20 protein-coding genes are annotated in these 25,423 nt (G+C 73.0%); 14 read left to right on the plus strand and 6 right to left on the minus strand.

Annotated features, from left to right (window positions below):
• Positions 1–8: 8 nt before the first annotated feature.
• The 8 genes from ACLII4_RS17365 to dinB all read left to right on the plus strand — a co-directional run bounded on the left by ACLII4_RS17365 (position 9) and on the right by dinB (position 12,127).
• Positions 9–818 (plus strand): PP2C family protein-serine/threonine phosphatase, encoded by an 810-nt coding sequence (locus tag ACLII4_RS17365; RefSeq protein WP_412068659.1) that lies wholly within the window; start codon positions 9–11, stop codon positions 816–818.
• Between the two features lie 2 nt (positions 819–820).
• Positions 821–2,506, plus strand: a complete 1,686-nt coding sequence (locus tag ACLII4_RS17370) for a serine/threonine-protein kinase (RefSeq protein WP_412068660.1) — start codon at positions 821–823, stop codon at positions 2,504–2,506.
• Between the two features lie 2 nt (positions 2,507–2,508).
• On the plus strand, positions 2,509–3,621 hold the full coding sequence (locus ACLII4_RS17375; RefSeq protein WP_412068661.1) for a hypothetical protein: 1,113 nt from the start codon (positions 2,509–2,511) through the stop codon (positions 3,619–3,621).
• Positions 3,621–4,877 (plus strand): CsgG/HfaB family protein, encoded by a 1,257-nt coding sequence (locus ACLII4_RS17380; protein WP_412068662.1) that lies wholly within the window; start codon positions 3,621–3,623, stop codon positions 4,875–4,877. The genes ACLII4_RS17375 and ACLII4_RS17380 overlap by 1 nt, the downstream gene beginning before the upstream one ends.
• Positions 4,874–6,523, plus strand: a complete 1,650-nt coding sequence (locus ACLII4_RS17385; protein WP_412068663.1) for a FlgD immunoglobulin-like domain containing protein — start codon at positions 4,874–4,876, stop codon at positions 6,521–6,523. The genes ACLII4_RS17380 and ACLII4_RS17385 overlap by 4 nt, the downstream gene beginning before the upstream one ends.
• Position 6,524: 1 nt before the next feature.
• Positions 6,525–7,628, plus strand: a complete 1,104-nt coding sequence (locus tag ACLII4_RS17390) for a hypothetical protein (protein WP_412068664.1) — start codon at positions 6,525–6,527, stop codon at positions 7,626–7,628.
• 133 nt (positions 7,629–7,761) lie between these two features.
• Positions 7,762–10,788, plus strand: a complete 3,027-nt coding sequence (locus tag ACLII4_RS17395; protein WP_412068665.1) for an aminotransferase class III-fold pyridoxal phosphate-dependent enzyme — start codon at positions 7,762–7,764, stop codon at positions 10,786–10,788.
• 220 nt (positions 10,789–11,008) lie between these two features.
• Entirely contained in the window at positions 11,009–12,127 is a 1,119-nt protein-coding gene (dinB, locus tag ACLII4_RS17400; RefSeq protein ID WP_412068666.1) for a DNA polymerase IV, read from the plus strand.
• A gap of 98 nt (positions 12,128–12,225) precedes the next feature.
• On the opposite strand, the gene ACLII4_RS17405 is transcribed toward dinB, so the two are convergent.
• Positions 12,226–12,594: a DoxX family protein gene (locus tag ACLII4_RS17405; RefSeq protein ID WP_412068667.1), complete on the minus strand. Its 369-nt coding sequence runs from the start codon at positions 12,592–12,594 to the stop codon at positions 12,226–12,228.
• 189 nt (positions 12,595–12,783) lie between these two features.
• Between ACLII4_RS17405 and ACLII4_RS17410 the strand changes: the two genes are divergently transcribed.
• Positions 12,784–13,044, plus strand: a complete 261-nt coding sequence (locus ACLII4_RS17410; protein WP_412068668.1) for a GlsB/YeaQ/YmgE family stress response membrane protein — start codon at positions 12,784–12,786, stop codon at positions 13,042–13,044.
• A 65-nt stretch (positions 13,045–13,109) separates the two neighbouring features.
• Positions 13,110–13,775 (plus strand): hypothetical protein, encoded by a 666-nt coding sequence (locus ACLII4_RS17415; protein WP_412068669.1) that lies wholly within the window; start codon positions 13,110–13,112, stop codon positions 13,773–13,775.
• A 15-nt stretch (positions 13,776–13,790) separates the two neighbouring features.
• Here the strand turns inward: ACLII4_RS17415 and ACLII4_RS17420 are convergent, their stop codons facing one another.
• The 5 genes from ACLII4_RS17420 to ACLII4_RS17440 all read right to left on the minus strand — a co-directional run bounded on the left by ACLII4_RS17420 (position 13,791) and on the right by ACLII4_RS17440 (position 19,558).
• A complete protein-coding gene (locus ACLII4_RS17420; protein WP_412068670.1) occupies positions 13,791–14,384 on the minus strand; it encodes a hypothetical protein in 594 nt (197 codons plus the stop codon).
• Positions 14,385–14,436: 52 nt separating this feature from the next.
• The gene (locus ACLII4_RS17425) at positions 14,437–15,852 is read right to left on the minus strand and encodes a phosphoglucomutase/phosphomannomutase family protein (RefSeq protein WP_412068671.1); all 1,416 of its coding nucleotides are present in this window, start codon (positions 15,850–15,852) and stop codon (positions 14,437–14,439) included.
• A gap of 152 nt (positions 15,853–16,004) precedes the next feature.
• On the minus strand, positions 16,005–17,678 hold the full coding sequence (gene ettA, locus ACLII4_RS17430) for an energy-dependent translational throttle protein EttA (RefSeq protein WP_412068672.1): 1,674 nt from the start codon (positions 17,676–17,678) through the stop codon (positions 16,005–16,007).
• Positions 17,679–17,835: 157 nt separating this feature from the next.
• Complete coding sequence (locus ACLII4_RS17435; protein WP_412068673.1) at positions 17,836–18,576, minus strand: J domain-containing protein; 741 nt, start codon at positions 18,574–18,576, stop codon at positions 17,836–17,838.
• Between the two features lie 79 nt (positions 18,577–18,655).
• Positions 18,656–19,558: a DUF4835 family protein gene (locus tag ACLII4_RS17440; RefSeq protein WP_412068674.1), complete on the minus strand. Its 903-nt coding sequence runs from the start codon at positions 19,556–19,558 to the stop codon at positions 18,656–18,658.
• A 79-nt stretch (positions 19,559–19,637) separates the two neighbouring features.
• Between ACLII4_RS17440 and ACLII4_RS17445 the strand changes: the two genes are divergently transcribed.
• The 4 genes from ACLII4_RS17445 (at position 19,638) to ACLII4_RS17460 (ending at position 25,387) form a co-directional block, all read left to right on the plus strand.
• Positions 19,638–20,462, plus strand: coding sequence for a hypothetical protein (locus tag ACLII4_RS17445; protein ID WP_412068675.1), 825 nt, complete (start codon positions 19,638–19,640; stop codon positions 20,460–20,462).
• Between the two features lie 92 nt (positions 20,463–20,554).
• The gene (locus ACLII4_RS17450) at positions 20,555–22,699 is read left to right on the plus strand and encodes a ComEA family DNA-binding protein (RefSeq protein WP_412068676.1); all 2,145 of its coding nucleotides are present in this window, start codon (positions 20,555–20,557) and stop codon (positions 22,697–22,699) included.
• A 336-nt stretch (positions 22,700–23,035) separates the two neighbouring features.
• Positions 23,036–24,841 carry an ABC transporter ATP-binding protein gene (locus tag ACLII4_RS17455; protein ID WP_412068677.1) on the plus strand — a complete coding sequence of 602 codons (1,806 nt, stop codon included), beginning with the start codon at positions 23,036–23,038 and terminating at the stop codon, positions 24,839–24,841.
• Positions 24,842–24,973: 132 nt separating this feature from the next.
• A complete protein-coding gene (locus ACLII4_RS17460) occupies positions 24,974–25,387 on the plus strand; it encodes an ester cyclase (RefSeq protein ID WP_412068678.1) in 414 nt (137 codons plus the stop codon).
• Positions 25,388–25,423: the final 36 nt, after the last annotated feature.

Below are 25,423 nucleotides of genomic sequence, written 5' to 3' on the forward strand. Positions count from 1 at the left end.
CACCCGCCATGTCCGACGCCCGCCCCGCCCGCTCCCACGCGCCCCCCGCCGCCGCCACGCTCCGCGTGGCGACCGGGGCACGGACCGATGTCGGGGCCGTGCGCTCCGAGAACCAGGACGCGCTCGGGGTGCTGCCGGCCGTCGCGGTGGCCTCAGGCGACGTGCCCGGCCGGACGGTCCCCCAGCCCGCCGTGCTCGTCGTGGCCGACGGGATGGGCGGCCACGAGGCGGGGGGCGAGGCCAGCGACGTGGCCGTCGACGCCGTGCTGGGCTCGTTCGGGCCCGGCTTCCGGCGCCAGCCCGACCGTGCGGCGCTCTTGCGGCAGGCTCTGCTGGCCGCGAATGCGGCCGTCTGGGCGCGCGCGCACTCGGGGCCCTACCCCCGCGAGATGGGCACGACCTGCACGACGCTCCTGCTCTCCGACGGGCAGGCCTACCTCGGCCACGTCGGCGACAGCCGCGCCTACCGCATCCGAGGCGAGCACGTCGAGCAGCTCACGACCGACCACACCATCGGCGAGGCCGCCCGCCACGACCCGTCGCTGGCGAGCCTGGCCAAGACACGCGGCCACCACCTCACGCGCGCCATCGGCTTCCGCGAGCGCGTCGAGGTCGACGCCCGCAGCGCCGGCCCGCTCCTCCCCGGCGACCGCTTCTTGCTCTGCTCCGATGGGCTGGCGCCGGTCGGCCTCGACGAGATCGCCCGGGCGGTGCACGCCTACGGGCCGCAGGAGGCGGCCGACTGGCTGGTCGCCCTGGCCAGCACCCTGGGTAGCCGCGACAACGCCACGGCCGTCGTCGTCCACATTGTCCCCTAGACATGGCAGACTCCACCCCTGCCGACCCGCTGGTCGGCGTCTCTATCGGTGAGTACCGCATCGACCGCGTGCTGGGGCGCGGCGGGATGGGCGTCGTGTACGAGGCCGAGGACACCGCACTCGGCATCCCCGTCGCCCTCAAGTCGATCTCGGCGCAGCTCGCCAGCGACGCCTCCTTCGTCCGCCGCTTCCGGACGGAGGCCCGCGCGATGGCGCGCGTCGCCAGCCCCCACATCGTGCGCGTGATGGCGCTCCGCGAGACCGAGCACGGCCTGTTCATCGTTATGGAGTACGTCGACGGCGGCGACCTCCACGAGCGGATGGCGGCCGGGCCGATGTCGTGGCCCGCCTTCTGGCCCCTCTTGCGGCAGATGCTGCTCGGGCTCGAAGCCGCCCATGCCGTCGGCGTCGTCCACCGCGACATCAAGCCGCGCAACGTGCTGCTGACCCAGCGCGAGACCGTCAAGCTCACCGACTTCGGGCTCGCGCGCGTCGACGCCGACGGCGACGTGACGCGGACGCAGGCCGTGGCCGGGACGCTGGCGTACATGTCGCCCGAGCAGGTCCGCGCCCTACCCACGCTCGACCACCGGACGGACCTGTTCTCGCTGGGCCTGCTGGCGTACGAGGCCCTCGCGGGGCGCCTCCCGTTCGACCGCGACGGCGGCGACTTCACGACGATGCGCGCCATCGTCGAGGGCCCGTTCCCCTCGCCGGTCGAGTTCCGGAAGGACGTGCCGCCCAAGGTGGCCGCGGCGCTGATGAAGGCCTTGGAGCGCGACCCCGACCAGCGCTACGGCTCCGCCGCCGAGATGCGCGATGCGCTCGCGGGCGCTGGCGACGACTCGACGCCCACGCTCACCCGGCTCCCCGGGGCCGCCCCGTCCACCGCCCCGCCACGCAAGACCACGCCCAAGGCGCCGTCCTCGGGCCGACGCCTGTCGCCCGCGATGATGGGCGTCGGCGCCGTGGTGCTGACGGCCGTCGCGGGGGTGGCGCTGTGGGCCGCGTGGCCCGGCCCGGGCCCCAGCCCTGGGGCGGGCGGCGACGCGCCCGACACGACGCCGGTGCAGATCGATGACGCCACCGACGTGATCCCGGGCGACCTCGCGGCCGCCGACCCGACCTCGCCCCCGGCGGGACAGCCCGTCCAGTCGGCGCCGCCCCAAGTCGTGTACCAGCCGGCCCCGCAGCAATCGCAGCCCGTCGCACAAGCGCCGCCGACACGCACGGCTCCCCCCCCTGCGGCGCCTCAGATGGGTGCCGTCGACGGGTCCGCCCCGGCGGGCGTGACGCTCACCGTCGACGGTTCCGGTATCTCGAATGGGAGCCGGGACCTCGCACCCGGCACCTACACCGCTCGCTGCTCGGCGGGCCCGCTCTCTGAAACGACGACCATCACGGTCCGCGCCGGCCAGCGGACGCCCGTCCGGTGCTACGCACCCGCTCGCACCGTCCGCGTGGTGACGACGGGCGACGGCTGGGCAGCCGTCGTGGTGGATGGCCAGACGGGCCCGCAGACGCCGACCCAGCTCCAACTCCCCGTCGGTCGGCACACCGTCTTCGTCCGCCGCCGGGGCTATGAAGTCGTCAACGACGACTTAGTCACGGTCGATGTCCCTCCCCGGTTCACCGACAGCCCACTCCCCCCCGTCGACCTCTCCTTCCAGGTCCGCCAAGCCAACTAGCCATGCGCTACGCCCCGCTTCTTCTCCTCTCTGCCGCCGTCGCCCTTACCGCGTGCGGTGGGTCTGGGGGGGCCATCTCGGCCACCGGCGATGGCATCACCGGGTGCGAGCGAGCGGCGACCGTGCGCGTTGCCCAGGGCCCGCCGCCCGCCCCGTCGCCGCCGCCGGTCGAGCCGGGCTACGCCGACGTGCAGGGCCAGAGCGCTGCGCTCGACGCCGCCAAGGCCGCCTACGACGGCGCCCGCTTCGACGAGGCCGCCGCCCAGTTCGCGGCCGTCGCCACGGGGGGCAACGGGCCCGTCCAGCGCGTCGCGCTCCGCCTGCTCGGCCGGACGCGCCTCGCCCTCGGCGACAGGGCCGGGGCCACCGAGGCGCTCCGCCAGCTCGTCGCGACCGAGCCCCCGCAGGTCCGCCTCGACCCCGACGTGGAGCCGCTCGCGCTCCTGGAGTCGTTCTACGAAGTCCGCCGCGACGCCGACGGCTCGTACGCGGTCGGCGGCGACCGGGGGACCGTGTTGGCGATCGCCGACTTCACCAACGGCTCCATCACCGACCACGACGAGGTGGACCCGCTCCGCCTGGGCTTCCCGGCCCTGATGATCGACCGGATGCGCGGCTCGACCGAGTTGACGCTCGTCGAGCGCGTCCGTCTGCAGTGGTTGCTCGACGAGGCCGCGCTCGGCACCGGCGAGGCCGCCGGGCGCGAGGCGGGCCGGCTGCTCGGCGCCGACCAGGTCGTGTTCGGGACCTACATCAAGTCCGGGACCGACCTGCTGATGACGGCACGCGTGGTCGACGTCGAGACCGGCCGGATCCTGCTCTCCGAGCGCCTGGAAGGGCCCGCCGACGACTTCGACGACATGGTGCTGTGCATGAGCGACCTGATCGCCGGCGCGGTCGACGTGCAGCTCCCCGCTCCGGACGTCGCGTCCGCGCCGCCGCAGTCGCTCGACGCCGTGATCGCCTACGCACGGGGGCTGGCGCTCGAGGAGTCCGAGGACTACGCCGGGGCCGCCGCCCAGTACGAACTGGCGCTCTCCATCGACCCGAGCTATGCCCGCGCCGAGTCCCGGCTGACGGAGGGCGTCGAGCCCTTCATGGCCTCCAACCAGTGATGCGCGCCGCCGCCCTCCTTCTGGCCTTGGCGCTCGCTGCGTGCGCGGGCCCGGCGGCCGCGCCCACCCGGGCCGACCTCGAATCCCGCGTCGCCGCCGCCCCGGACGACGCGACCGCGCTCCGTGACCTGGGCGCCTTTCTCGCCCTGGATGGCGACTACCCCGCTGCCATCGACGCGCTGGCGCGGGCGCTCGCCATCAACGGGACCGACGGCCAGACGCTGTTCCTCGCTGGGCTCGTCTACGAAGCCAACGGGCGGGTGGACCAGGCGGAGGGCGCCTACGCCCGCTACCTCTCCGTCGACGCGGGCGACGCCTATCGCGACTCCCTTCGGGGCCGCCTCGACGCGCTCGTCCGCGCCCGCCTGAGGACGCAGTTCGCGACGGCGCTCGCGACGGAGGACAGCCTCGACTCGATCGATGGCGCCGACGCCGTCGCCGTCCTGCCGTTCGCGTACCGGGGCGACGACCCGACGTACAACGCGATCGGTCGCGGGCTCGCCGAAGTGGTCTCGGTCGACCTCGCCTCCCTCGGGTCCCTGCCCGTCGTCGAGCGGATTCGGCTCCAGGCGCTGCTCGCCGAGTCGGAGCTGGCGCGCGCGGGCGTGCTCGACCCGGCCACGGCCCCACGGACCGGCCGCATGCTCCGGGCCGACCGGCTGGTGGGCGGCGAGATCGACGTGCAGGGGCAGGCCGTCCGCATCGAGTCGGCCGTGTGGCAAGGCACCCTCCGCGGCATCGAGACCACCGAAGGCGGGATCACCGACCTCCTCCGCGTTCAGAACCAGGTGACGCTGGATGTCCTCGCCTCGCTCGGCATCGTACTCAGCGAGCAGGCCCGGGCGCAGATTCTGGAGCCTGAAACCGAGGACATCCTCGCCTTCCTCCTGTTCAGCCGGGCGCTGCTCCTGGAAGACGACGGCGACTACGCCGGCGCCGATCGACTGTTCGGGGAAGCGATCGCTCGGGACCCGGGCTTCGGGCTGGCGGCCCGCACCCGCGACAACGCGTCGCTCTCCGCCGCCAGCACCGCGCCGGCCGGCGCCACCCTCGCCGCGGGCGTGGCGCCGCCCGGCGGCGTCGCCGGCGTGACGTCCAGCCTGGTCGCCCGGCGGTCGGCCGCGCTCCGCGAGTCGCTCGGGGGCCACGTCGTCCCGGGCTCCGAGACCCGCGAGCCAGGCGTCGAAGGCAGCGAGGCCGGCGCCCTCGGCCCCCTCCCCGCCCCCCCCCCGCCGCCTGGTCGCAACGCCCCATGACGCCGCTCCGCCTCGTCCTCCTCGCGGCCGTCGTCGCCGCCGCCCCCGCCTGGGCGCAGTCGGTCACCGTCTCCGTGGAGCCGGCGCTCCCGATCGCCGGGCTCCCCGTGACTGCGGTCATCACCTTCTCCGCCAGCGCCCCGCAGTCGGTGTCGGCGTTTGTCCGTCCGGTCGGCTCGGTCGCCTACCAGGAACTCGTCGCCGCAGACATCGGGAATGGCGTGTGGCGCGTGGAGCTCCCGTTCCCGGCCCCGCCGCAGGGCATCGACGCCTTCGCTCGGTACGTCATCGACGGTCAGACCTTCTCGACGCCCCAGTCCAATCCCGAAGCGTTCCCGTTCCGGCTCCCGTCGTTCCTGCCCGCGCTCGCCGCCGACCTCGCGCTCCCGGCCCGTCAGTACCGGATGGTGACGGTCCCCGCTCGACTCGGCGATTTCGGCGGGCTCCCGGTAACGCTCGGCAACGCCGCCCCCCTCGCCGTCTTCGGCGACGACTTCGGCCCCGGTGGCGACCCGAGCCAGTGGCGGCTCCTGCGGTGGAACGAAGCCGCAGGCCGCGCGCTCGACGCCATCGCCGACGGGGCCATCCAACTGGTCCAGCCCGGAGAGGGGTACTGGCTCATCACCAGCGGCGGCGGCGCGTTCGACATTGAGGGCGGTCTGTCGGCGGGCTTCCGCGTGGGGGACGGGGCCACGGTCCCCGACGCCATCACGGTCCCGCTGGCGTCGGGGTGGACGCAGATCGGCAACCCGTTCCTCTTCCCCATCGCCTGGGCCGACGTGGACCGGCCGGCCAGCGTCGAGGCGCCCGTCGCTTTCGACGGCCAGTACGCGGGCGGCCAGACGGTGCTGCGGCCCTTCGAGGGGTACTTCGTGTTCAACTCGGGCGGACCGACCGCGCTCCGCTTTTCGGCCACGCCCCGCGCGGTCGATGCTCGAACCGCCGACGACCGCCCGCTCGCGGCCCGGCTCCTCGACCAAGCCGGTCCCGGCGCCCGCGCGGCGCGTGTGACGGCCAGCGCCGCCGGCCGGTCCGACGCGGTCGTCGTCGGCGTCCGGGGCGCCAGCGGCGGGCGGACCGACCTACACAAGCCCCCCGCCGTCGACGACGGCATCCGCCTCGCTGTCCGCGAGAGCGGCGCCGACTGGCTCGGCCAGTTCCGCAGCGACGCCGACTGGACGCTCGCGCTGACGACGGACGCCGACGCCGTGGTGCGCGTCGAGACGCTGGGCGACTGGCCCGGCGGGCTCGCCGTCGACGACCTCGACCGGGGCGTAACGCTGGCCGTCTCCGACGGCCGCGTGACCGTTCCGGCGCTGGTGGGCGTCCCCACTCGGAGCCTGCGCTTGCGGGCCACCGACGCCGTCGCCGAGCCGACCTTGGGCCGTCCGAGCCCGAACCCGTCTGCCGGGATTGTCACCGTGCCATTCCGCCTGGCCGCGCCTGGCCCCGTCCGCGCCGACGTGGTGGACGTGCTGGGCCGCGTCGTCCGCGTGCTGCTGCTCGACGACCTCGACGCCGGCGCTCACTTGTTGTCGTGGGACGGCCACGATGGCGCCGGCCGCCGGGTGGCGGCGGGCGCCTATCTCCTTCGCCTCGACGCCGACGGCAGCCGGTCCGCTGTCCGCGTCACGCGCCCCCGCTGAGATGACCCGCCTCTCCCTCGTCGTCCTCCTGCTGGCGGCCGTCGCCAGCGTATCGGCCCAGCCCGCCGTCACCGTCGACGCCAGCGCCGTGGTACAGAGCTACGAGACCGGACCCGACCGGAGCGTCTCCGAGGTGGCCGTCCCGATCCTGATCGTCGCCGAGGTGATGGACGGCCTCTCGCTGTCCGCTCGAGCCGTCTACGCGACCGTCGAGGGCGACGGGTTGGCGTCGTTGAGCGGTCTGGGCGACACCCAGCTCGGGGCCTCGTACCGCCGCCCCCTGGGGCCGGCCCTGCTCGACCTGTCGCTCACCGCCAGCCTCCCGACCGGCCAGACGGCGCTCGCCGACGACGAGTTCGCGACCGCCGCCGCGCTCGCGCTCGACGACTTCGCCTTCGCCCTCCCCAGCCTCGGCCAGGGCACTACCATCGCCCCGGCCCTTACTCTCGCCGTGCCCTCGGGCGAGAACATGGCCCTGGGGATCGGCGCCGCCTACGCCACGCACGGCGGCTACACCCTGTTCGCAGCCGACTCCTCGACGTACGCCCCCGCCGACGAGATCATCCTGTCGACTGGCGTCGACATCGGGTTTGGCGGGAGCTCGTCGTTCGCACTCGAAGGCTCGTACGTGCTCTATGGCGACGACGCCTATGCGGGCCAGTCGTTCAGCCCCGGCGACAAGATCGCGGGGACGATGCGGCTGACGCTCGACGGCGGCGCGGCGCGCGCCCGGCTGCTCGCCCGCTACCGCCACGTCTTCGACGGCGTCGTGCCCGCGTCGGGCCGCCCGGTCGCCTACCGGCGCCCTCAGCAGGCCCAGGTGGCGCTGGCGCTCGGCTTCGGCCCCCGGACCGCCGAGGTCGCCGTCACCGGCGGCGCGCGGTACTACGGCACCGTCTCGACACCCGAGAATGGAATCGAGCTGGCGTCGTTCTTGGCCGAGCAGCAGGTGCTCCTCGACGTCGGCGGGACGGCCGCCGTCGAGGTCTCGCCGGGCATCACCCTCCGCGCTGGGGGGACGTACACACAGGGGCTCCTAGAGTCCGTCGGCGGGCAGACGCTGACCGGGTTCCGATTCTCCGGCGGCCTGCGCGTGGCGCTGTAGAGCAGGGATTCCGAGGTGCGGAGGGGACGAGGTACCTGACGATGCTCTGGAAAGGAGCAGGGTGACGGTCTTGGACCCGACCTCGTACCGGATCCACACCACGTCCGATCTTGCCGGGCCCCGCCGCCCGCCCATGTCCGACGCCGCCCACCGCCCGCGCCTCTCGCTCGCCGACGCCGCCTCGCTCGCGCGCGACCTCTGGGGAATCGAGGGGGCGCCGTCGGCGTTGCCCAGCTACGCCGACCAGAACGTCCGCCTCGACACCGCGGAGGGCTGGTACGTGCTCAAGCTGGCGAGCGCGGCGGAAGACGCGGCCACGCTCGCGGCGCAGACGGCCGCGATGCGGCACCTGTCCGAGCGCGGGCTGCCGGTCCCCGCCGTCGTCCCGGCACGCGACGGCGGCGACCTCGTGTGGGTCGACGGTGATGGGCAGCGCCACGCGGCCCGGCTGGTGACGTGGCTCGACGGGGTCCCCTACGGCCACACCACGCCCCAAACGCCCGGCTTGCGCCGCCGGGTCGGCGCGCTCGCCGGGCAGGTCGCCGTCGGGCTCGCCGACTTCGACCACCCTGGCGCACACCGCGAGCTCGAATGGGACGTGCGGCACGCCCCGGCCACCCTCAACCGCACGCGCGCCTCGGTCGACGCCCCCGCCCGCCAGCAGCTCGTCGACCGAGCGCTGGCGCGGTTCGCTCGCGTTGGGGACGCGCTGGCGGCGTTGCCATGGGCCGTCGTGCATGGCGACGCGAACGAGTTCAACGTGCTCGTCGGCGCCGAACCCGTCGCAGAGCGGCCGGTCGTCGGGCTGATCGACTTCGGTGACTTGGTGCACACCGTCGCCGTGGCCGAGCTGGCCGTCGCCGTCGCGTACGCCGTGATGCGGACCCACGACGTGCTGGCGGCAGCAGCCGACGTGGCGGGCGGCTTCCACGCCGAGCGCCCGCTGACCGAGGCCGAGGTGGCCGTGCTGGCGCCGCTCGTCGGCGCACGGCTAGCGGTCTCGGGCTGCATGGCCGCCGCCAGCGCCGCCGCCGAGCCCGACAACACGTACCTCACCGTCAGCGAGTCGCCCGCGTGGGACGCGCTCGCGCGGTGGGACGCCCTACCCGACCGGCTCGTCGAGATCGCCGTCCGCCACGCGTGCGGGTGGGCCCCCTCCCCGACCGCCCCCGCCGTCACGCGCTGGCTCCGCGAGCACGCCGACACGCTCGCGCCGGTCGTCGCCCCGGACCCCGCCACGGCGCCCGTCCACGTCTTCGACTTCAGCGTCGGTAGCGCCGAGTGGCCCGACCTCGGGCGCGGCGAGCCGATGCTGTTCGCGGACGCGCTCGTCGACCGGATGGCGGACGTGGGCGCGGCCGTCGGCGTCGGGCGCTACGACGAGGCCCGCATCGTCTACGCGGCCGACCACTTCGGCACCGGCGGCGAGCGGCGGACCATCCACATCGGCCTCGACCTGTACCTGCCTGCCGGCACACCGGTCGCCGCGCCGCTGGCGGGCACCGTCGTCGCGCTCGCCGACAACGACGCCCCCCTCGACTACGGCCCGACGGTCATCCTCGAACACCGCCCCCCTGGCTGCCCGCCGTTCTGGACGCTCTACGGCCACCTCGACCACGCCACGCTCGGCCGCCTCGCCCTTGGCGATCGCGTCGAGGCGGGCGAGCTGTTCGCGGCCCTCGGCGCGCCCGACGAGAACGGCGGCTGGGCCCCGCACCTCCACCTCCAGCTCATCACCGACCGGCTGGGGATGACCGACGACTTCCCCGGCGTCGCGCCCGTCAGCCAGCGCGCGCTGTGGCTGAGCGTGTCGCCCGACACCAACCTGCTCACGCGTGTCCCCCCCGCCGCCTTCCCGCCCGACGCGCCGGACGCCGATGCCCTGCTAGCGGGACGCCGCGCCCACGTCGCCCCGTCGCTAAGCGTGTCGTACCAGCGCCCGCTCGCCATCGTCCGGGGCCGCGGGGCCCACCTCTACGACGTCGACGGGTGGGCCTACCTCGACGCCGTCAACAACGTCGCCCACGTCGGGCACGAGCACCGGCGCGTGGTCGAGGCCGCGCAGCGCCAGGCGGCCGTGCTCAACACGAACACGCGCTACCTGCACCCGCTGCTGGCGGCCTATGCCGAGCGGCTGGCGGCGACGCTGCCCGACCCGCTCTCGGTCTGCTTTTTGGTCAACAGCGGCAGCGAGGCCAACGACCTAGCGCTTCGGCTGGCGCGCGCTCACACGGGCCGCCGCGACCTGGCCGTGCTGGACCACGCCTACCACGGCCACACGACGGCGCTCATCGACATCTCGCCCTACAAATTCGCCGGCCGCGGCGGCTCCGGACGGCCACCAGGTACGCACGTCGCCCCCCTCCCCGACCCCTACCGGGGCTCCTACCGGGGCGCCGACACCGCCGCGCGCTACGCCGAGCACGTCCGCCAGATCGCCGAGCGCGAGTCGCTGGCGGCGTTCATCGCCGAGTCCGTTCCCGGTGTGGCCGGGCAGGTGGTGCTGCCGGACGGGTACCTCGCGCAGGCCTACGGGCACGCCCGTGCGTCGGGCGCCGTGTGCATCGCCGACGAGGTGCAGGTCGGCTTCGGACGTGTCGGCGCGGCCTTCTGGGCGTTCGAGACCCAGGGCGTCGTGCCCGACATCGTGACCATGGGCAAGCCGATCGGCAACGGCCACCCGCTCGCGGCGGTCGTGACGACGCCAGCGATCGCGGCCTCGTTCGCGAACGGCATGGAGTACTTCAACACGTTCGGCGGCAACCCCGTCTCGTGCGCCGTCGGGCTGGCCGTGCTCGACGTGATCGAGGACGAGGGGCTCCAGGCGCACGCGCTCGCGGTCGGCGATCGGCTGCTGGCAGGCTTGCGCGGGCTGGCGCACCATCCGGCCGTCGGCGACGTGCGCGGGCTCGGCCTGTTCGTCGGCGTCGAACTGGTGGCCGACCGCGACACCCGCACGCCGGCCCCGGAGATCGCGAGCTACGTCGCGGAGCGCATGCGCGACGCCGGCATCCTGGTCGGCACCGACGGGCCCGACCACAACGTGATCAAGCTCAAGCCCCCGATGGTGTTCTCCGCCGCCGACGCCGACCGGCTAGTGGCAACGCTCGACCGTGTCCTCAGCGAGGACCCGGCCCGTGCCTACCCACCTCGTACGTAGGCTGCCCCTAAGCCCGCGTGGTGCTCCGGGGCGTCCCCCCGACGAGGGATCTCCGTCGCGAACGCCCCGGCGGAGGACGTGGGAGGGCGTCCGAGCTCACGCCAGTAGGCAGGCGTGCGGGTGGTGCTCTCCATCGGCATCCGCCACCGGCCCTTCGGCCACCACGGATCCCCCCAGAACCGACAGCCCGCTGGCACCGGGCACCGCTAGACTCGGGCCCGTGCCCCGCAAGATCCTCCACGTCGACATGGACGCGTTCTTCGCGTCCGTCGAGCAACGCGACGACCCCGCGCTGCGGGGGCGACCCGTCGTCGTCGGCGGGACGAGCGGGCGGGGCGTGGTGGCGGCCGCGAGCTACGAGGCCCGGCGGTTCGGCATCCACAGCGCGATGCCGATGGCGCACGCCCGGCGGCGGTGCCCCGAGCTCGTCGTCGTGCGCGGCCGGTTCGATGCGTACCGCGAGGCCAGCGAGCAAGTCCGCAAGGTGTTCTTTCATTACACCGACCTCGTGGAGCCGATGTCGCTCGACGAGGCCTACCTCGACGTGACCGAGCCGCTGGCGGGCCCCGCGTCCGGAACGCTGATCGCCCAGGCCATCCGCGCCGACATCCGCGACGCGACGGGGTTGCCCGCCAGCGCGGGCGTGTCGTTCGGGAAGTTCCTCGCCAAGACGGCGTCGGGGATGGCCAAGCCCGACGGGATCCGCGTCATCACGCCGGACCAGGCGCACGGCGTGCTCGCATCCCTCGCGGTCGAGGACTTCCACGGCGTCGGCCCGGCGACCGCCAGGCGGCTCCGCGCGCTCGGCATCGAGACCGGGGCCGACCTCCAGGCGCGAACCGAGGCGGACCTCCGCGCGACGCTCGGGAAGACGGGCGCGTGGCTGGCGCGCGTGGCCCGGTGCGACGACACCCGGCCGGTCCGTACCTCGCGCATCCGCAAGTCGGTCGGCGTCGAGCGGACGTTCCGGCGCGACGCTCGGGGCGGGCCCGCGCTCGCCGAGAAGCTGGCGCCGATCGCCGAGGAGCTGGCGCGTCGGCTGGCGCGCCACGGGCTGGCGGGCCGCACGCTGACGCTCAAGCTCAAGAGCGCCGCGTTCGTGATCACTCAGCGAAGCGCGACGGTGACCGCGCCGGTATCGGACGAGGACGAGTTGCTCGCGCTCGGGGAGGCGCTCCTGTATCGGCCTGCGCCTCCGGCCGAGGCGGTCCGCCTGGTGGGCCTCACGGTCTCCGCCCTCGTCCCCGCCGCCGCCGGTCGTCAGCTGGCGCTGCCCTTCCGCCTCGGTGACGCAGCGGTCGCCGACGCCCCCTGCGTAGTCCGCCCTCCCGAGGCGTAGAGCTTGTCACAGGGAGGTATAGGGGAGTCGGCACCAGGTACGGGAGTCGTCCCTCAGGGCCCGCCCAGTACCTCGCACCCGGTACCGACCCGTAGGATCTACAGCGGCAGGTCCGCGCTCCGACCGTAGACGACGACCAGCGCCAGCACGAGCACGACGGCGTTGAGCCCGATCTTCTTCCACTCGCCCGCCTCGCCGTGCGCGATGGCCCCGAAGATCATCACCGCCGACACGCCGAGCGCCGCCCACGGCACCAGCGCGCCCCACCCGACGAGCGGCGCGACGACCAGCCCGAGCGCCGCCAGCACCTCCGCGGCCCCGATCGCCTTGATCGTGAGCGGGCGGTATGGCGCCAGCGCGCCCAGCTGAGGGAGCAGCGCGTCCTTCGGCTTCACGAGCTTCAGCCCGCCGACGGCGAGAGACAGGAGGGCGAGGACGATCTGGAGGACCCAGAGGACGATGGTCATGGCGAGGTCGGACGGGAGCGCTACGATACGAGCGAGCGGTGGGACGCGGTGGCTCGGGGCGGGCTCCCCTCGTCCCAGCCGGGCTCCGGTCCCCTCGCGTTTCTCGTCGGCACGAACAAACCGAATCGCAAGGAGTTGGAGAAGGGCCACAAATCCTGTGGCCCCCCTCTCTCACACCCCCTGTCACCCGTGAACTTTATCATTTTCCTGATCGTCGGCGGCCTCGCTGGCTGGATCGCCAGCAAGATCATGGGCACCGACGCCCAGCAAGGCATCATCCTCAACGTCGTCGTCGGCATCGTCGGAGCGATCCTCGCGGGCTGGGTCATCAGCCCCTTGATCGGCGTCGGCGACATCACCGATGGGTTCAGCATCGGCGCCTTCCTGGTCTCCATCGCGGGCGCGTGCCTCCTCCTGTTCCTCGTCAAGCTCGTGCGCAAGGCCGCCTAGCGGCCGCCGTCCGTGCTTCCCCTACGTCGCGGGTGGTCCCCCTCGGGCCACCCGCGACTGTTTCCATGCGACTCCGCTCTCTTCTCCCCGTCTCTCTCGTGCTGCTGGCCGCCGCGTGCGGAGACCCGCCGCCGGACCCCGGCACCCGGGTCCCTGTGCCGGAGGCCGACGTCGAGCGGTTCCGTGCGGAGGTCTTCCGCGAGACGCTCGACATCGATGCCGCGCTGGCGGCGCTGGAGGCCGAGGCCGCCGCGTCCGACTCCGTCGCACAGGCCGCCTACGGGCCCGTCCTCGACGCGCTCCGCGCCGAGCGCCGCCGCCTGCAGGTCCGCCTCGACCGGCTCCGTCCCACCCCGCCGGTCACCTTCGACTCGGCGACCGTCGACCTCCGGGCGCAGGCCGAGCGGTTGGCCGCCTCCGTCGAGCGTGCGCGCTACGACGCGGCCCCGACGGCCGCCGCGCTCCGCGCCGCGACGCTCCGGGGGCTCTCCGCCCTCGACGCTCGCCTCGCGGCGTTCCGCGTCCGTGCCGCCGCCGACTCGACCGGCCGGCTCCTGCGCGCCGTCGACTCGCTAGCGGCCGACCGTGCCCGCCTCGACGCCCGCCTCGGGGCCTACCCCGACACGTCCGAGGCTCAGTTCCCGCGCTTCCGCCAGTCGATTACCGACGGCGTGCTCGCCCTCGATGCCCGCGCCGACGCCCTCGCCGCCGACACCAGCCGCGGCCGCTAGCGCCCGCGGGCTGGTCTACCAGAGCCGGGGTCCGGCGCGACGGCTCAGCAGCGCGTCCTCGTCGCCGAAGGCGTCCGACGCCTCGGCATGGAAGGCGCCCGACACCCGGACCGGGTCGCCGACCGGCGCCAGCGCGTTGTCGTACTCCGTCGCCGTGATGGCGTACGTCCCGCGCAGCGCCCCATCCGCCTCGACGGCGTCGATGGTCAGCTGACCCTCGGTCGCGAAGAAGAAGCCCTGCAACCTAGCCGAGTCGTCGTAGCGGGCCGGGTCGAGGTAGAACGCCGAGACGGCTTGGTCGGGGAGGTCCCCCCCCGGCCCCACGGCCGTGAGGGGGTAGCGGCCGACCGTCAGCGCCTCGCGGTCGGCGACGAAGCCGACAACGGACTTTGAGAGCCCGAGCGCCGTCGCGATGGGGTTGGTGCCGAGCAAGACGGCGGTCGCCGGGCCGGTCTCGCGGACGTACGCCCCCGTGAAGGCGCCGGTCCGCGTCTGGGCCGGTGCGCCGTCGAGGCGGAGCGTGAAGGTGCCCTCGGCCAGATCCCTGCTCGCCCCGGCGTCGCACCCGACCACGAGCACCGCGAGCATGAAGAGGAGCAACGGACGCATCGGCGCAAGCGTGGTAGGAGCCCGTCGAACGGTGCGTGCGGCCGGCTTGTGCCTAGGCCGCTCCGTTCTGCACGTAGGCCACGCCCCAGTCGACGAGCGACTGCGCGGCCTCGGGGCTGTCGGCCTCGGCGTAGACGCGGAGCACGGGCTCCGTCCCGGACGGCCGGAACAGCAGCCAGCCACCCGCGACACGGAACTTGAACCCGTCGAGCGTCTCCGTCTTCGTCACCTCCCTCCCGTCGACGGTCGCGAACCCGGTGTCCCCGAGCTCGGCCAGGACGGCCTCCTTGCGGGCGGGCGTGGTGTGGAGGTCGGTGCGGGCCTGGTAGTGGGGCCCGAACTCCTCCATGAGCTCGCGAACGAGCCCGGACAGCGTCCGCTCGCGCGTGACCATCATCTCGGCGACGGTCAGCCCGATGAACAGGCCGTCGCGCTCCGGGATGTGGCCCTTGACGGCCATCCCGCCCGACTCCTCGCCGCCGACGAGCACGTCACGCTCGACCATCAGCGGGCCGATGTACTTGAACCCGATCGGCGTCGTGATCACGTCGATCCCGTACGACTCGCCCATCCGGTCGAGCATGTCGGTCGTCGAGAACGTCTTGACGATGTCGCCGCGCAGGCCCTTCTCCTCGTGGAGGTACTTGACGAGGAGCGCCAGGATCTTGTGGGAGTCGACGAACTGGCCCTCCTCGTCGACCAAGCCGATCCGGTCGGCGTCGCCGTCGGTCGCCAGCCCGAGCGCGCAGTTCCCGTCCACGACGGCCTTGAGCAGGTCGCCCAGGTTGCGGTCGATGGGCTCGGGTGCCTGGCCATGCATTCCCGGGTTCTGCTCGTGGCCGAGCTCGACCACGCGTGCCATGCCAAGGAGCTCCGTCACGACGCCCTGCCCGGCGCCGTACATCGCGTCGTACGCCAGCCGCAGGCCGGACTCCTTGATGGCCTCGATGTCGACGCGGTCGCGGAGCAACTCCACATACGCGGACTGGAGGTCGAACGTCTCGATCGTGCCGGCCTCGACGAGCGCGTCGAATGTCTCGAAGGCGGGCTCGCCCGTCAGCTTGGGCATCTCGGCCTCGACGGCCCCAATCATGTCCGGCGTGGCCGGGCCGCCGAAGTGGGCCTTGATCTTGAAGCCGTTGTACTCGGGCGGGTTGTGGCTCGCCGTGATGACGATGCCGGCGGTCGCGCCGTGCTCGGCGGTCGCCCACGAGACGGCCGGGGTCGTCGCGAAGCCCTGGGCAAAGCGGACCCGGACGCCGGCCGAGGCCATCACGCGCGCGACGTGCCGGGAGAAGGCGTCCCCCTGAAAGCGGGTGTCGTGGCCGATGACGACGGAGCCGTCGCCGTCGGTCTGTTGGAGGACCCAGGCCGCCGTCGCTCGCGCGACCGTCGTCAGGTTGGCGTACGTGTAGTCGTCGGCGATGACGGCGCGCCAGCCGTCGGTACCGAATCGGATCTCGCTCATGGGAGGGGAAGGGGTGAGAGCGGGTCGAGAGCGAGCCGCGAAGCTACGCCGAGTGGCGTAAGCGGCCGGGAGGGAAACTCCCGACGCGCAGTGCCGCCGACGTGTCAGAGGGGCCGGCTGCGATCTCCTGCCCCGTCCGTCGGTGGCGCGGGCTACGCCCGGGTGAGCTTGCGATAGGGCCCCGTCGGCTCGTCGTCGACGATGCCGAGGCGCGTCTTGCGGTCGGCGTCGTACTCGGAGAAGTTGCCGGGGTAGTAGAAGACGTTGCCGTCGCCCTCGAAGGCCAGGATGTGGGTCGCGACGCGGTCGAGGAACCAGCGGTCGTGGGAAATGACCACGGCGCAGCCGCCGAACGCCAGCAGGGCCTCTTCGAGCGCACGGAGCGTGTTGATGTCGAGGTCGTTCGTCGGCTCGTCGAGCAGGAGCACGTTCGCGCCTTCCTTGAGGGTGACCGCCAGCTGCAAGCGGCCGCGCTCACCCCCGGACAGCGTGCCGACTTTTTTCTGCTGGTCCTGCCCGCCGAAGTTGAACCGGCCGACGTAGGCGCGGGAGTTGATCTCGCGGTTGCCAAGCTGGATAAAGTCCGAGCCGCCGGAGATGACCTGCCAGACCGTCTGGTCGGGGTCGAGGTCGCGCTCCTGGTTGACGTAGCCGATCTGGACCGTCTCGCCAACGCGAAACGTGCCGGCGTCGGGCTGCTCCTGCTCGGTGATCATGCGGAACAGCGTCGTCTTGCCCGCGCCGTTCGGCCCGACCACGCCCACGATGCCGCCCGGCGGCAGGTCGAACGTGAGGTCCTCGACGAGCGTGTTGTCGCCGTACGCCTTGTCGACGCCCTCCGCCTGGACAACGACTTTGCCCAGACGCGGGCCCGGCGGGATGTAGATCTCGAGCTCGTCGCGGCGCTCGTTGTCGAGCCCGGCCTGGAGCTCTTCGTAGCGCGCGATGCGGGCCTTGGACTTGGTGCGCTGGCCCTTGGCGTTCTGGCGCACCCACTCCAGCTCCTCGCGCATCGTCTTCTGCTGCTTCGAGGCCGTCTTCTCCTCCTGCGCGAGGCGGGCTTCCTTCTGCTCCAGCCACGAGGTGTAGTTGCCCTGGAACGGGATACCCTTGCCGCGATCCAACTCCAGGATCCACCCGGCGACGTTGTCGAGGAAGTAGCGGTCGTGCGTCACGGCGATCACCGTGCCGGGGTACTGGGCGAGGTGCTGCTCCAGCCACGAGACGGAGGCGGCGTCGAGGTGGTTCGTCGGCTCGTCGAGCAGGAGGACGTCGGGCGCCTGGAGGAGCAGGCGGACGAGCGCCACGCGCCGCTTCTCGCCGCCGCTCAGCGGGCCGACCTTGGAGTCGCCGGGCGGGCAGTGCAGCGCGTCCATGGCCTGCTGCAAGCGCGCGTCGACGTCCCAGGCACCGAGCCGGTCGATCTCTTCCTGGACCTTCCCCTGCTCGGCGATGAGCGCGTCGAAGTCGGCGTCGGGCTCGGCGAAGCCGGCCGACAGCTCCTCGAACCGCTTGAGCAGGCCCACGGCCTCCGCCATGCCTTCCTCGACGACCTCCTTGACCGTCCGGTCGTCGCCGCCCAGGTCCGGCTCCTGCTCCAGCATGCCGATGGTCAGGCCGGGCTGCGACTCGATGGTGCCGTCGTGGTTGGGGTCCTGCCCGGCGATGATGCGCAGCAGCGTGGACTTGCCGGCGCCGTTCAGACCCAGGACGCCGATCTTGGCGCCGTAGTAGAACGAGAGGTAGATGTTGTCCAAGATCTTCTTGCCGGTCGGCAGCGTCTTGCCGACGCCCAGCATGGAGAAGATGATTTTCTGGTCGCTCACGGTCGAAGGAGGGGTTCGCCCCGGAAGCTAGGGGGGGGAGGCTGTGAGGGGCAGAGAAGAGGAGACGAGGAGGGGACGAGACGAGGACTCGGCCTTGCCGTCTCGCCCGCCCTCCTCGACACCGAAGGCGGCCCCGCCCCCCTCGGTTCACACCCCGCTACGCCTGCCCCCATACGAGCGCCGCCAGCCGGTCGGGCTCCGCGACCGGCAGGCGGACCACGCCGGGGCTCGCGAAGGCCGACGGGGGGAGCGCGCGCGCCAGCCGGTCTGCGGCGGCGGCCCCGAGCACGAGATCGAGGACGCCGTCGCCGACGGTCACCGCGTGGATCTCGGTCCAGCCCACGAGCACGTCGTAGCGCAGGTCGCGCAGGCCCCGCCAGTGCGTCTCGACGGCCCAATCGGCGTCGTCGGGCGCGGCGAACCACGCGGCAGCGGCGGCGAGCGCCAGCACGGCCAGCCCGGCGGCCCACAGCGGCACAGCCCCGCTCAGACCCACGCCGAGAACGGCGGCTGACAGCCCAGCGGCCACGCGCGCAATCGGCGTCTCCAGCGCTTTTCGAACCCGGTCGGCCCTCGAGCGGACCAGCGGCACGCGCACCTGCTGCCACGCCCGGCCCAACTCCGTCGGCCCACTGCGCCGCCTCTCCGCCTCCACGGCCGCCCGCTGCATCTCGGTCACCACCCGCTCGGCGTCGAAGCCCGCGTCTGGGTCCACCGGGGCGACCTGCTCGTAGGCCGTCTTGATGCGGATAAACTGCTCGGCGGCGGCGGCGTCGCCCGGGTTGCGGTCCGGGTGAAAGCGGAGCGCCAGCGTGCGGTATGCCCGACGGAGCGCGTCTGGCGTGGCGGTCTCGGGGACGCCGAGGACGGCGTAGGGGCTAGGATCGGCGATGGTCATGGGGCGGTCGGTCGACTCCCGCACCTCCCCATCAGGACCGTGCCACGCCCGCCGGATCCCACTTGAGACGCCCGAACCGTTACCGGCTGTTGACGAGAGCGTCGTACGCTCCGATGTGCGCCGAGTCCATCTCAGAAAGCATCGAGTAGGCCTCGTTGCGCTGCGGGGACTCCGCCAGCAGCGCAACGAACTCTTGGTACTTGGCCCCGAAGAACACGTCGGTGACGTAGCGCCGGCGGTTCGTCGTGAGGTAGAGGTCGTGGAGCGCCGTCAGCACCTCGATGGTCTTCGCCCACGCCTGTTGGGGGCGGCCGATAAAGTGGTCGAGCGCGCCGAAGTGGTAGTCGTACTGGGCGCGCCGGACGGGCTCGAAGACGGGGTCGAGGATCTCCTGCGCGAGCGTGGCGCGGGCGCGGTCCTCGGCGCCGCGGCCGTACCACCCGCCGCCCGGCTGGCCCGCCTCGCTGGCGCGAGAGAGCTCGGCGATGCGCAGGGCGCGCTCGAAGAACTCCGTCCCGCCGAGGGGCGAGAACGTGTCGTAGTCGTAGCCCAGGATGAGGTTGGCGTAGAAGTCCAGGACCGAGGTCAGTTCATCGAACTGGTTGGGGTCGTAGATCAGGTTCTGGCCGCGCGCATACGTGAACCGCCACGAGTTGTCGGCCACGCGGAAGGTGGTCGTCCGCTGGGCGGTGCCGTAGATGGGCCGGTTGGCCTGGACGACGAGCCGCGCGCTGAAGAGCGTCTGCGACAGCGCCTCGGTCAGCGTCACCTGGATCTGGCAGTCGATCCGCTCCTCGGGCTCGTAGACATCGTCGGTCCACGTGCGCCCGTTGACGTAGCGGACGAGCTCGTCGCGGAGCTCCTGAAGGTAGCCGAACTCGCTGCCCGTGACGGCGTCGTCGTTGAGAGTGACCTGGCAACGGAGCTCCTGGGCACCGGCGGCGAGGGGGGCGAGGAAAAAGACGAGGGCAAGAAGGCGCACGATGGGTCGCGTATGTTTTATCGACGGCCCACAAACTACCGGGGCCGCTCTCCCTTCCGAACGCCGTCCGATGGCATTTATGCGCGCCCTCTCGCTCGCCGCCCTCGTCGCGCTCGCGCCGGTCGCCAGCGCCCAACTCGCCGACGGCGGGGCGCGCGGTCTCGGCCTGGGCCGTGCCGGCGCCGCCGTCGGGGGTCAGGCGTGGGGCGTCTCGAACCCTGCCACGTGGGCGTCGCTGGCGGAGCGCCGCGCGGGCGTCGCCGCGAGCCAGGCGTTCGGTCTGTCGGAGCTGCGCCTGGGCTCGGTCGCCGCCGCCGCGCCCCTCGGCTTCGGCACGATCGCCGCCCACGCGCGGACGTACGGGTTCTCCGAGCGCCGCGAGACGCGCGTGGTGCTCGGGCTGGCACGCGCGCTCCCCCTCAGCCGCTCGCGCCGCCTGGACGCCGGGCTGGCGGTCGGCGTCGAGACCGCCTCGACGGAGGGCTACGGGTCCGACACGGCGATCCTGCTCGACGCGGGCGTGCAGGGCGACGTGCTGCCCGGCCTGCGCGCCGGGCTCGCGGGCCGCAACCTGCTGGGCCTGGGACTCAGCGACGAGTCGGACCTGGAACGCTCGGCCTCGACCGTCCCCGGCCTGACGGTCGGGCTGGCGTACACGCCGTCGGACCGCGCCCTCCTGCTGCTCGACGCCGACCAAGACCTCGACTTCGGGCTCTCCGTCCGCGCTGGCGCCGAGGTCCGGGTCGCCGATCCGCTCGTTCTCCGCGCGGGCGTGTCGTCGAGGCCGGAGCGGTTCGCGCTCGGCGCCGGGGTCCGCGCAGGCGCCCTGCGCGCCGACCTCGCCGCCGAGTCGCACCCGACACTCGGCCTGACGCCGGCCGTGAGCGTCGAGGTCGCCTTTTAGCGATGGCCGCGCCCATCCCCCATCTTGATCTGGTCAGCCTCGAGGCTGCCGCTCCGGCACCTCCCCACCCCCCCTCAGGATCGAAGTGGGCGGTGCTGTGGCTCGCGGCCCTCCTGCTGACGACGGCCGCGACTGCCCAGACGCCCGCCGACACGCTCGGGACGGAGTCCGAGACCGACGCCCGCTTCGAGGCGCTGTTGGAAGACGACCTCACCGGCGACCCGACCGAACTGCTGGAGCTGCTCACCTCGCTCCAAGAATCGCCCCTCGACGTCAACACGGCGACGGCGGCGGAGCTGGCGCAGGTGCCGGCGCTGGGACAGACACTCGCGGCGGCCATCGTGCGGTACCGGATCACGAACGGCCCGTTCACCTCGCTCCCCGGCCTCCGCGCCGTCGACGACGTGACGCCCGACGCCTACCTCGACGCCCGACCGTACCTGACCATCGGCCAAGCCGTCGTGGTCATTGCCCAGACGCAACCCTTTCCCGCCGTCCCGACCGTCGGCGCCGTGCTGGGCGGGCTGCGCTACTCGGGAATCCAGCGCGTCCAGCGTCGCCTCGACCTGGGGACGGCGTACCAAGGGCCGGACTCGACACGGGCGTATCGCGGCTCGCCGGAGCGGATCTATACGCGCCTCCAGGCCACGTACCGGCGGCAGGTGTCGGTCAACCTGACGCTCGAAAAAGATCCCGGCGAGCCGTTCCGCGTCGACGGCGGGACGAACACGTACGGCTACGACTACCAGAGCGCGCACGTCGCGCTGCTCGACATGGGGCGTTTGGACGCGTTGGTGATCGGCGACTACTCGGCGCAGTTCGGGCAGGGCGTGGCGCTGTGGCGCGCCTCCGGGTTCGGCAAGGGACCGGACGCGACGGGCGGGCCGCTCCGCCGAGGCCGTGGCATCCGCCCCTACGGGTCGGTCGACGAGAACAACTTTTTCCGGGGCGCCGCGCTGTCGGTCGCCGTCACGCCCGGCCTGTTCGTGAGCGCCTTCGCCAGCCGCCGCGCGCTCGACGCCAGCGTCTTCCTCCCGGACTCGTCCGACGTTTCGGACCCGGACTTGCCGCCCGGCGCCTTCGACGCGGTCGTGACCAGCCTGGGCGCCGACGGGCTCCACCGCACCGACCGCGAGCTGGCGCGCAAGGACGCGCTCGACGAAACGTTGGTCGGCGGCGCGGCCGAGTACCGGGTTTCTACGGGCACCGTCGAGGGTCGGGCGGGCGTCGTCGCCACGCGGTCGTCGTTCGACACCCCGCTCGCGGCGGGCACGCGGCCCGACGAACTGTTCGACTTCGCGGGGACGGAGGCGACCGTCGCGTCGGCGTACGCGGACGCGACGACCCGGGCGGGCGTGGCGTTCGGCGAGGTCGCCCGGGGCGCGGGCGGCGGGCTCGGCGCCGTCGGCGGCGTCGGCATCGACCTCGGCAGCAGCGCGGACCTTTTGATCGTCGGCCGCAGCTACGCGCCCGACTTCACGAGCCTGCACGGCTACCCGTTCGGCGAGCGCAACGGGGTCGGCCGCAACGAGAGCGGGGTCTACGCGGGCCTCACCGTCACGCCGTCGCGGGCGTGGACGGTCAACGCGTACCTCGACCGCTACCGCTTCCCGTTCCTTCGATTCAACGTGCCGCGCCCGAGCGCGGGCCACGAGGCGCTGCTCCACGTCGAGCACCGCGCGGGCCGCTTTTCGCGTGTCTACCTGCAAGCGCGCACCGAGACGCGCGAGACGGGGATCGACGTGCCGAACGCGGTCCCCGGCTCGGTCGTCGGCGGGCTCGGCGAGCAGACGCGCCAGACGGTCCGCCTCCAGGGCGAGTGGGACGCCAGCCGCCGCCTGCGCCTGCGCTCGCGCGTCGAGGGCTCGCGCTTTGTCGACGAGCGCCCCGAGGTCGGCGTCTCGACGGGCTCCCTCGTTTATCAGGACGTGCGCTGGCAGGCGCTCGCCTGGCTCCGCACCGACCTCCGGCTGACGCTGTTCGACACCGAGAGCTACGACGCGCGCCTGTACGCCTTCGAGAACGACCTGACGGGCGTGTTCTCGATCCCGGCGCTCTCCGGCCGCGGCGTCCGCGGCTACGTCGTGGTCACCGCCAGGCCCACCGACGGCGTGACGGCCCAGCTCAAGCTGGCGACGACGTGGCTCCGCAACGTGAACCGGATCGGGTCCGGCGTGAACGCGGTCGACGGGCAGCGGGTGAGCGACCTCGGCGTCCAGCTCCGCGTGCGGCTGTAAAGGGTCGTCGGTTCGCAGTCGTCGGTCATCGGTACTCCAAGACAGTCGGCAGGAGAGGGCGACTGAATACCGGAACGGCGTCGCTCGCGCCTTCTCCCCGGCCCTGTCATCCTGAGCTTGCGAACGCGAAGCGTCGGCGTAGCCAAGGCTCTCGACGCGAGGCGTCCAGCCATCACATCCGGCCCCGACGCCCCGTGACGTTGGCGTTGAGATCCTTCGCTGCCGCTCAGGATGACAGGAATGCAGGTGCGGCCCCGGGGCTCGGCGAGACCGCCAGCAGGCGTGAGGAAGCGGCGGAGCGTGAACCCCGGGGCTGGCGCCCTGCGTTGAGCGGCGATGGCTGAATCCACTCCCGACTCCGACGCTGGCGAGAACGCCCCGAAGCCGCCGCTCGTCGCGACGATGCGGCGGATCCTGGCGTACGCCCGCCCCTACCGCGGGCGGCTGGCCGTCGCCGTCGCACTGACGCTCGTCTCGACGGCCGTCGGGCTCGTCGTCCCGCTCGGCCTGCAGCGCCTGCTCGACTCCGTCTTCGAGGCCGCCAACTCCGGGCTGCTCGACACGCTCGCGCTGGCCCTCCTCGGCCTGTTCGCGCTCCAGGCCGCGCTCGGCTTCGGCGGCTCGTACCTGATGGAGTGGACCGGCGAGCGCGTGGTCACCGACCTCCGGCGGACGATCTACAGCCACTTGCACAGCCTGGGCCTGGGCTTTTTCGCGGATCAGCGGACGGGCGAGATCACGTCCCGGCTGACGAACGACGTGTCGAAGGTGCAGTCGGCCGTCACGAGCGACCTCGCCGAGACGCTGCGGCTGGCGCTCACGCTCGTCGGCTCGGTCGCGCTGATGCTGGCGCTGAACTGGCGGCTGTCGCTCGTCATCTTCGCCGTCGTCCCGCCGGTCGCGCTCGCGATGCGGTCGTTCGGGCTCGTCGTGCGCAAGCTGTCGCGGAGCATCCAGGACCGGCTGGCGGACACGACCGCGGTCGCCGAGGAGGCGATTTCGGCCGTCCGCGTGGTCAAGGCGTTCGCGCGCGAGCCGTACGAGGTCGGCCGCTACAGCGACGCCGTCGAGGAGCTGTTCGGGGTCGCCAAGCGGCGCGCCTGGATCGTGTCGGCGTTCTGGAGCGGCGTCGGGCTCGGGTTCTCGATCGCGCTCGTGACCATCTTCTGGTTCGGCGGGCGCGAGGTGATCGCCGGGCGGCTGACGGCGGGCGCGCTCGTCGCGTTCATCTTCTACGCGCTCAACATCGCGCGGAGCGTGGCCGGGGCCGGGCGCCTGTACACCTCGTTCCAGAGCGCGGCCGGCGCCTCCGAGCGGCTGTTCGAGATCTTGGACACGGACCCGGAGATCGCCGACGCCCCCGATGCGCACCCCCTCGCGAACGTGCGCGGCGCCGTCGAGCTGGACGGCGTGACGTTCGGCTACGGCGACGGCCCGGCGATCCTGCGGGACGTGACGGTCCGGGCGGCGCCCGGCGAGACGATCGCGCTCGTCGGCCCGTCCGGCGCGGGCAAAACGACGCTCCTCCACCTCATCCCCCGCTTCTACGACCCGAGTGCGGGCGCCGTCCGCATCGACGGCGTCGACCTCCGGGAGGCGACGGTCGCGAGCGTCCGCGACGCCGTCTCGCTCGTCGCCCAGGACGTGCAGCTCTTCGGGCTGACGCTGCGCGAGAACATCCGCTACGGCCGGCTCGACGCGAGCGACGCCGAGGTGGAGGCGGCGGCGCTGGCGGCCAACGCCCACGAGTTTATCGTCGGCTTCCAAGACGGCTACGACACGGCCGTCGGCGAGCGCGGCGTCAAGTTGTCCGGCGGGCAGCGCCAGCGCGTCGCGATCGCGCGCGCGCTCCTCAAGGACCCGCCCATCCTGCTTTTGGATGAGGCGACATCGGCGCTCGACGCGCACTCCGAGGCGGCGGTGCAGGAGGCGCTCGCGGAGTTGATGGAGGGCCGGACGACGTTCGTAATCGCCCACCGGCTGGCGACCGTCCGCGACGCCGACCGGATCGTGGTGCTCGACGCCGGCCGCGTGGTCGGGACGGGCACGCACGCCGAGCTGGTGGCCGAGGGTGGGCTCTACGCGGACCTCGCCGAGCGCCAGTTCGTGGGCGCCGAGGGGGTCCCGGAACCGACGCCGTAGGCGCGGACCCGACCGTTTCCTCCGGCTTGACCCGCCGGTGGCGCTCGTGAAACGCCGACCACCTCCGCCGATCCGTGGAACGGCCCCCTGCCGTCGCCCATTCTTGGAGTCCCTTCCCCTCTCCCCCTCCGCATGTCCGATCGCCAGACCAACCTCGACCAGCAAGAGCGCTGGGGCGCCGCCGTCACCTCCGGCCACCTCGACGGCCTCGACGAGGTGCTCGCGCCCGACTTCGTCGACCACGACTCCGGCGACTACCCGGGCACACGAGAGGGCCTGAAGGCCTTCTTCACCGACTTCCGCACCGCGTTCCCCGACCTCGACATCGAGGTCGAGCACATGAACGCCACCGACGAGTACGTGAGCTTCCGGTACACCGTCACCGGCACGCACCGCGGCGAGTTCAAGGGCCACGCGCCGACCGGCAAGACGTTCTCCGCGCCCGCCATGCAGATGGGCCGCTGGGAGAACGGACGCTGCGTCGAGCGTTGGGGCACCACGAACGAGGCCAAGATCCTGTCCGACCTCGGCCTGATCGGCGCCTGACCCCGCCTCTCCCCTCTCACACCCACCCACACCCCA

It is taken from the genome of Rubrivirga aquatilis (genome assembly GCF_046845665.1).
Classification (GTDB): domain Bacteria; phylum Bacteroidota; class Rhodothermia; order Rhodothermales; family Rubricoccaceae; genus Rubrivirga.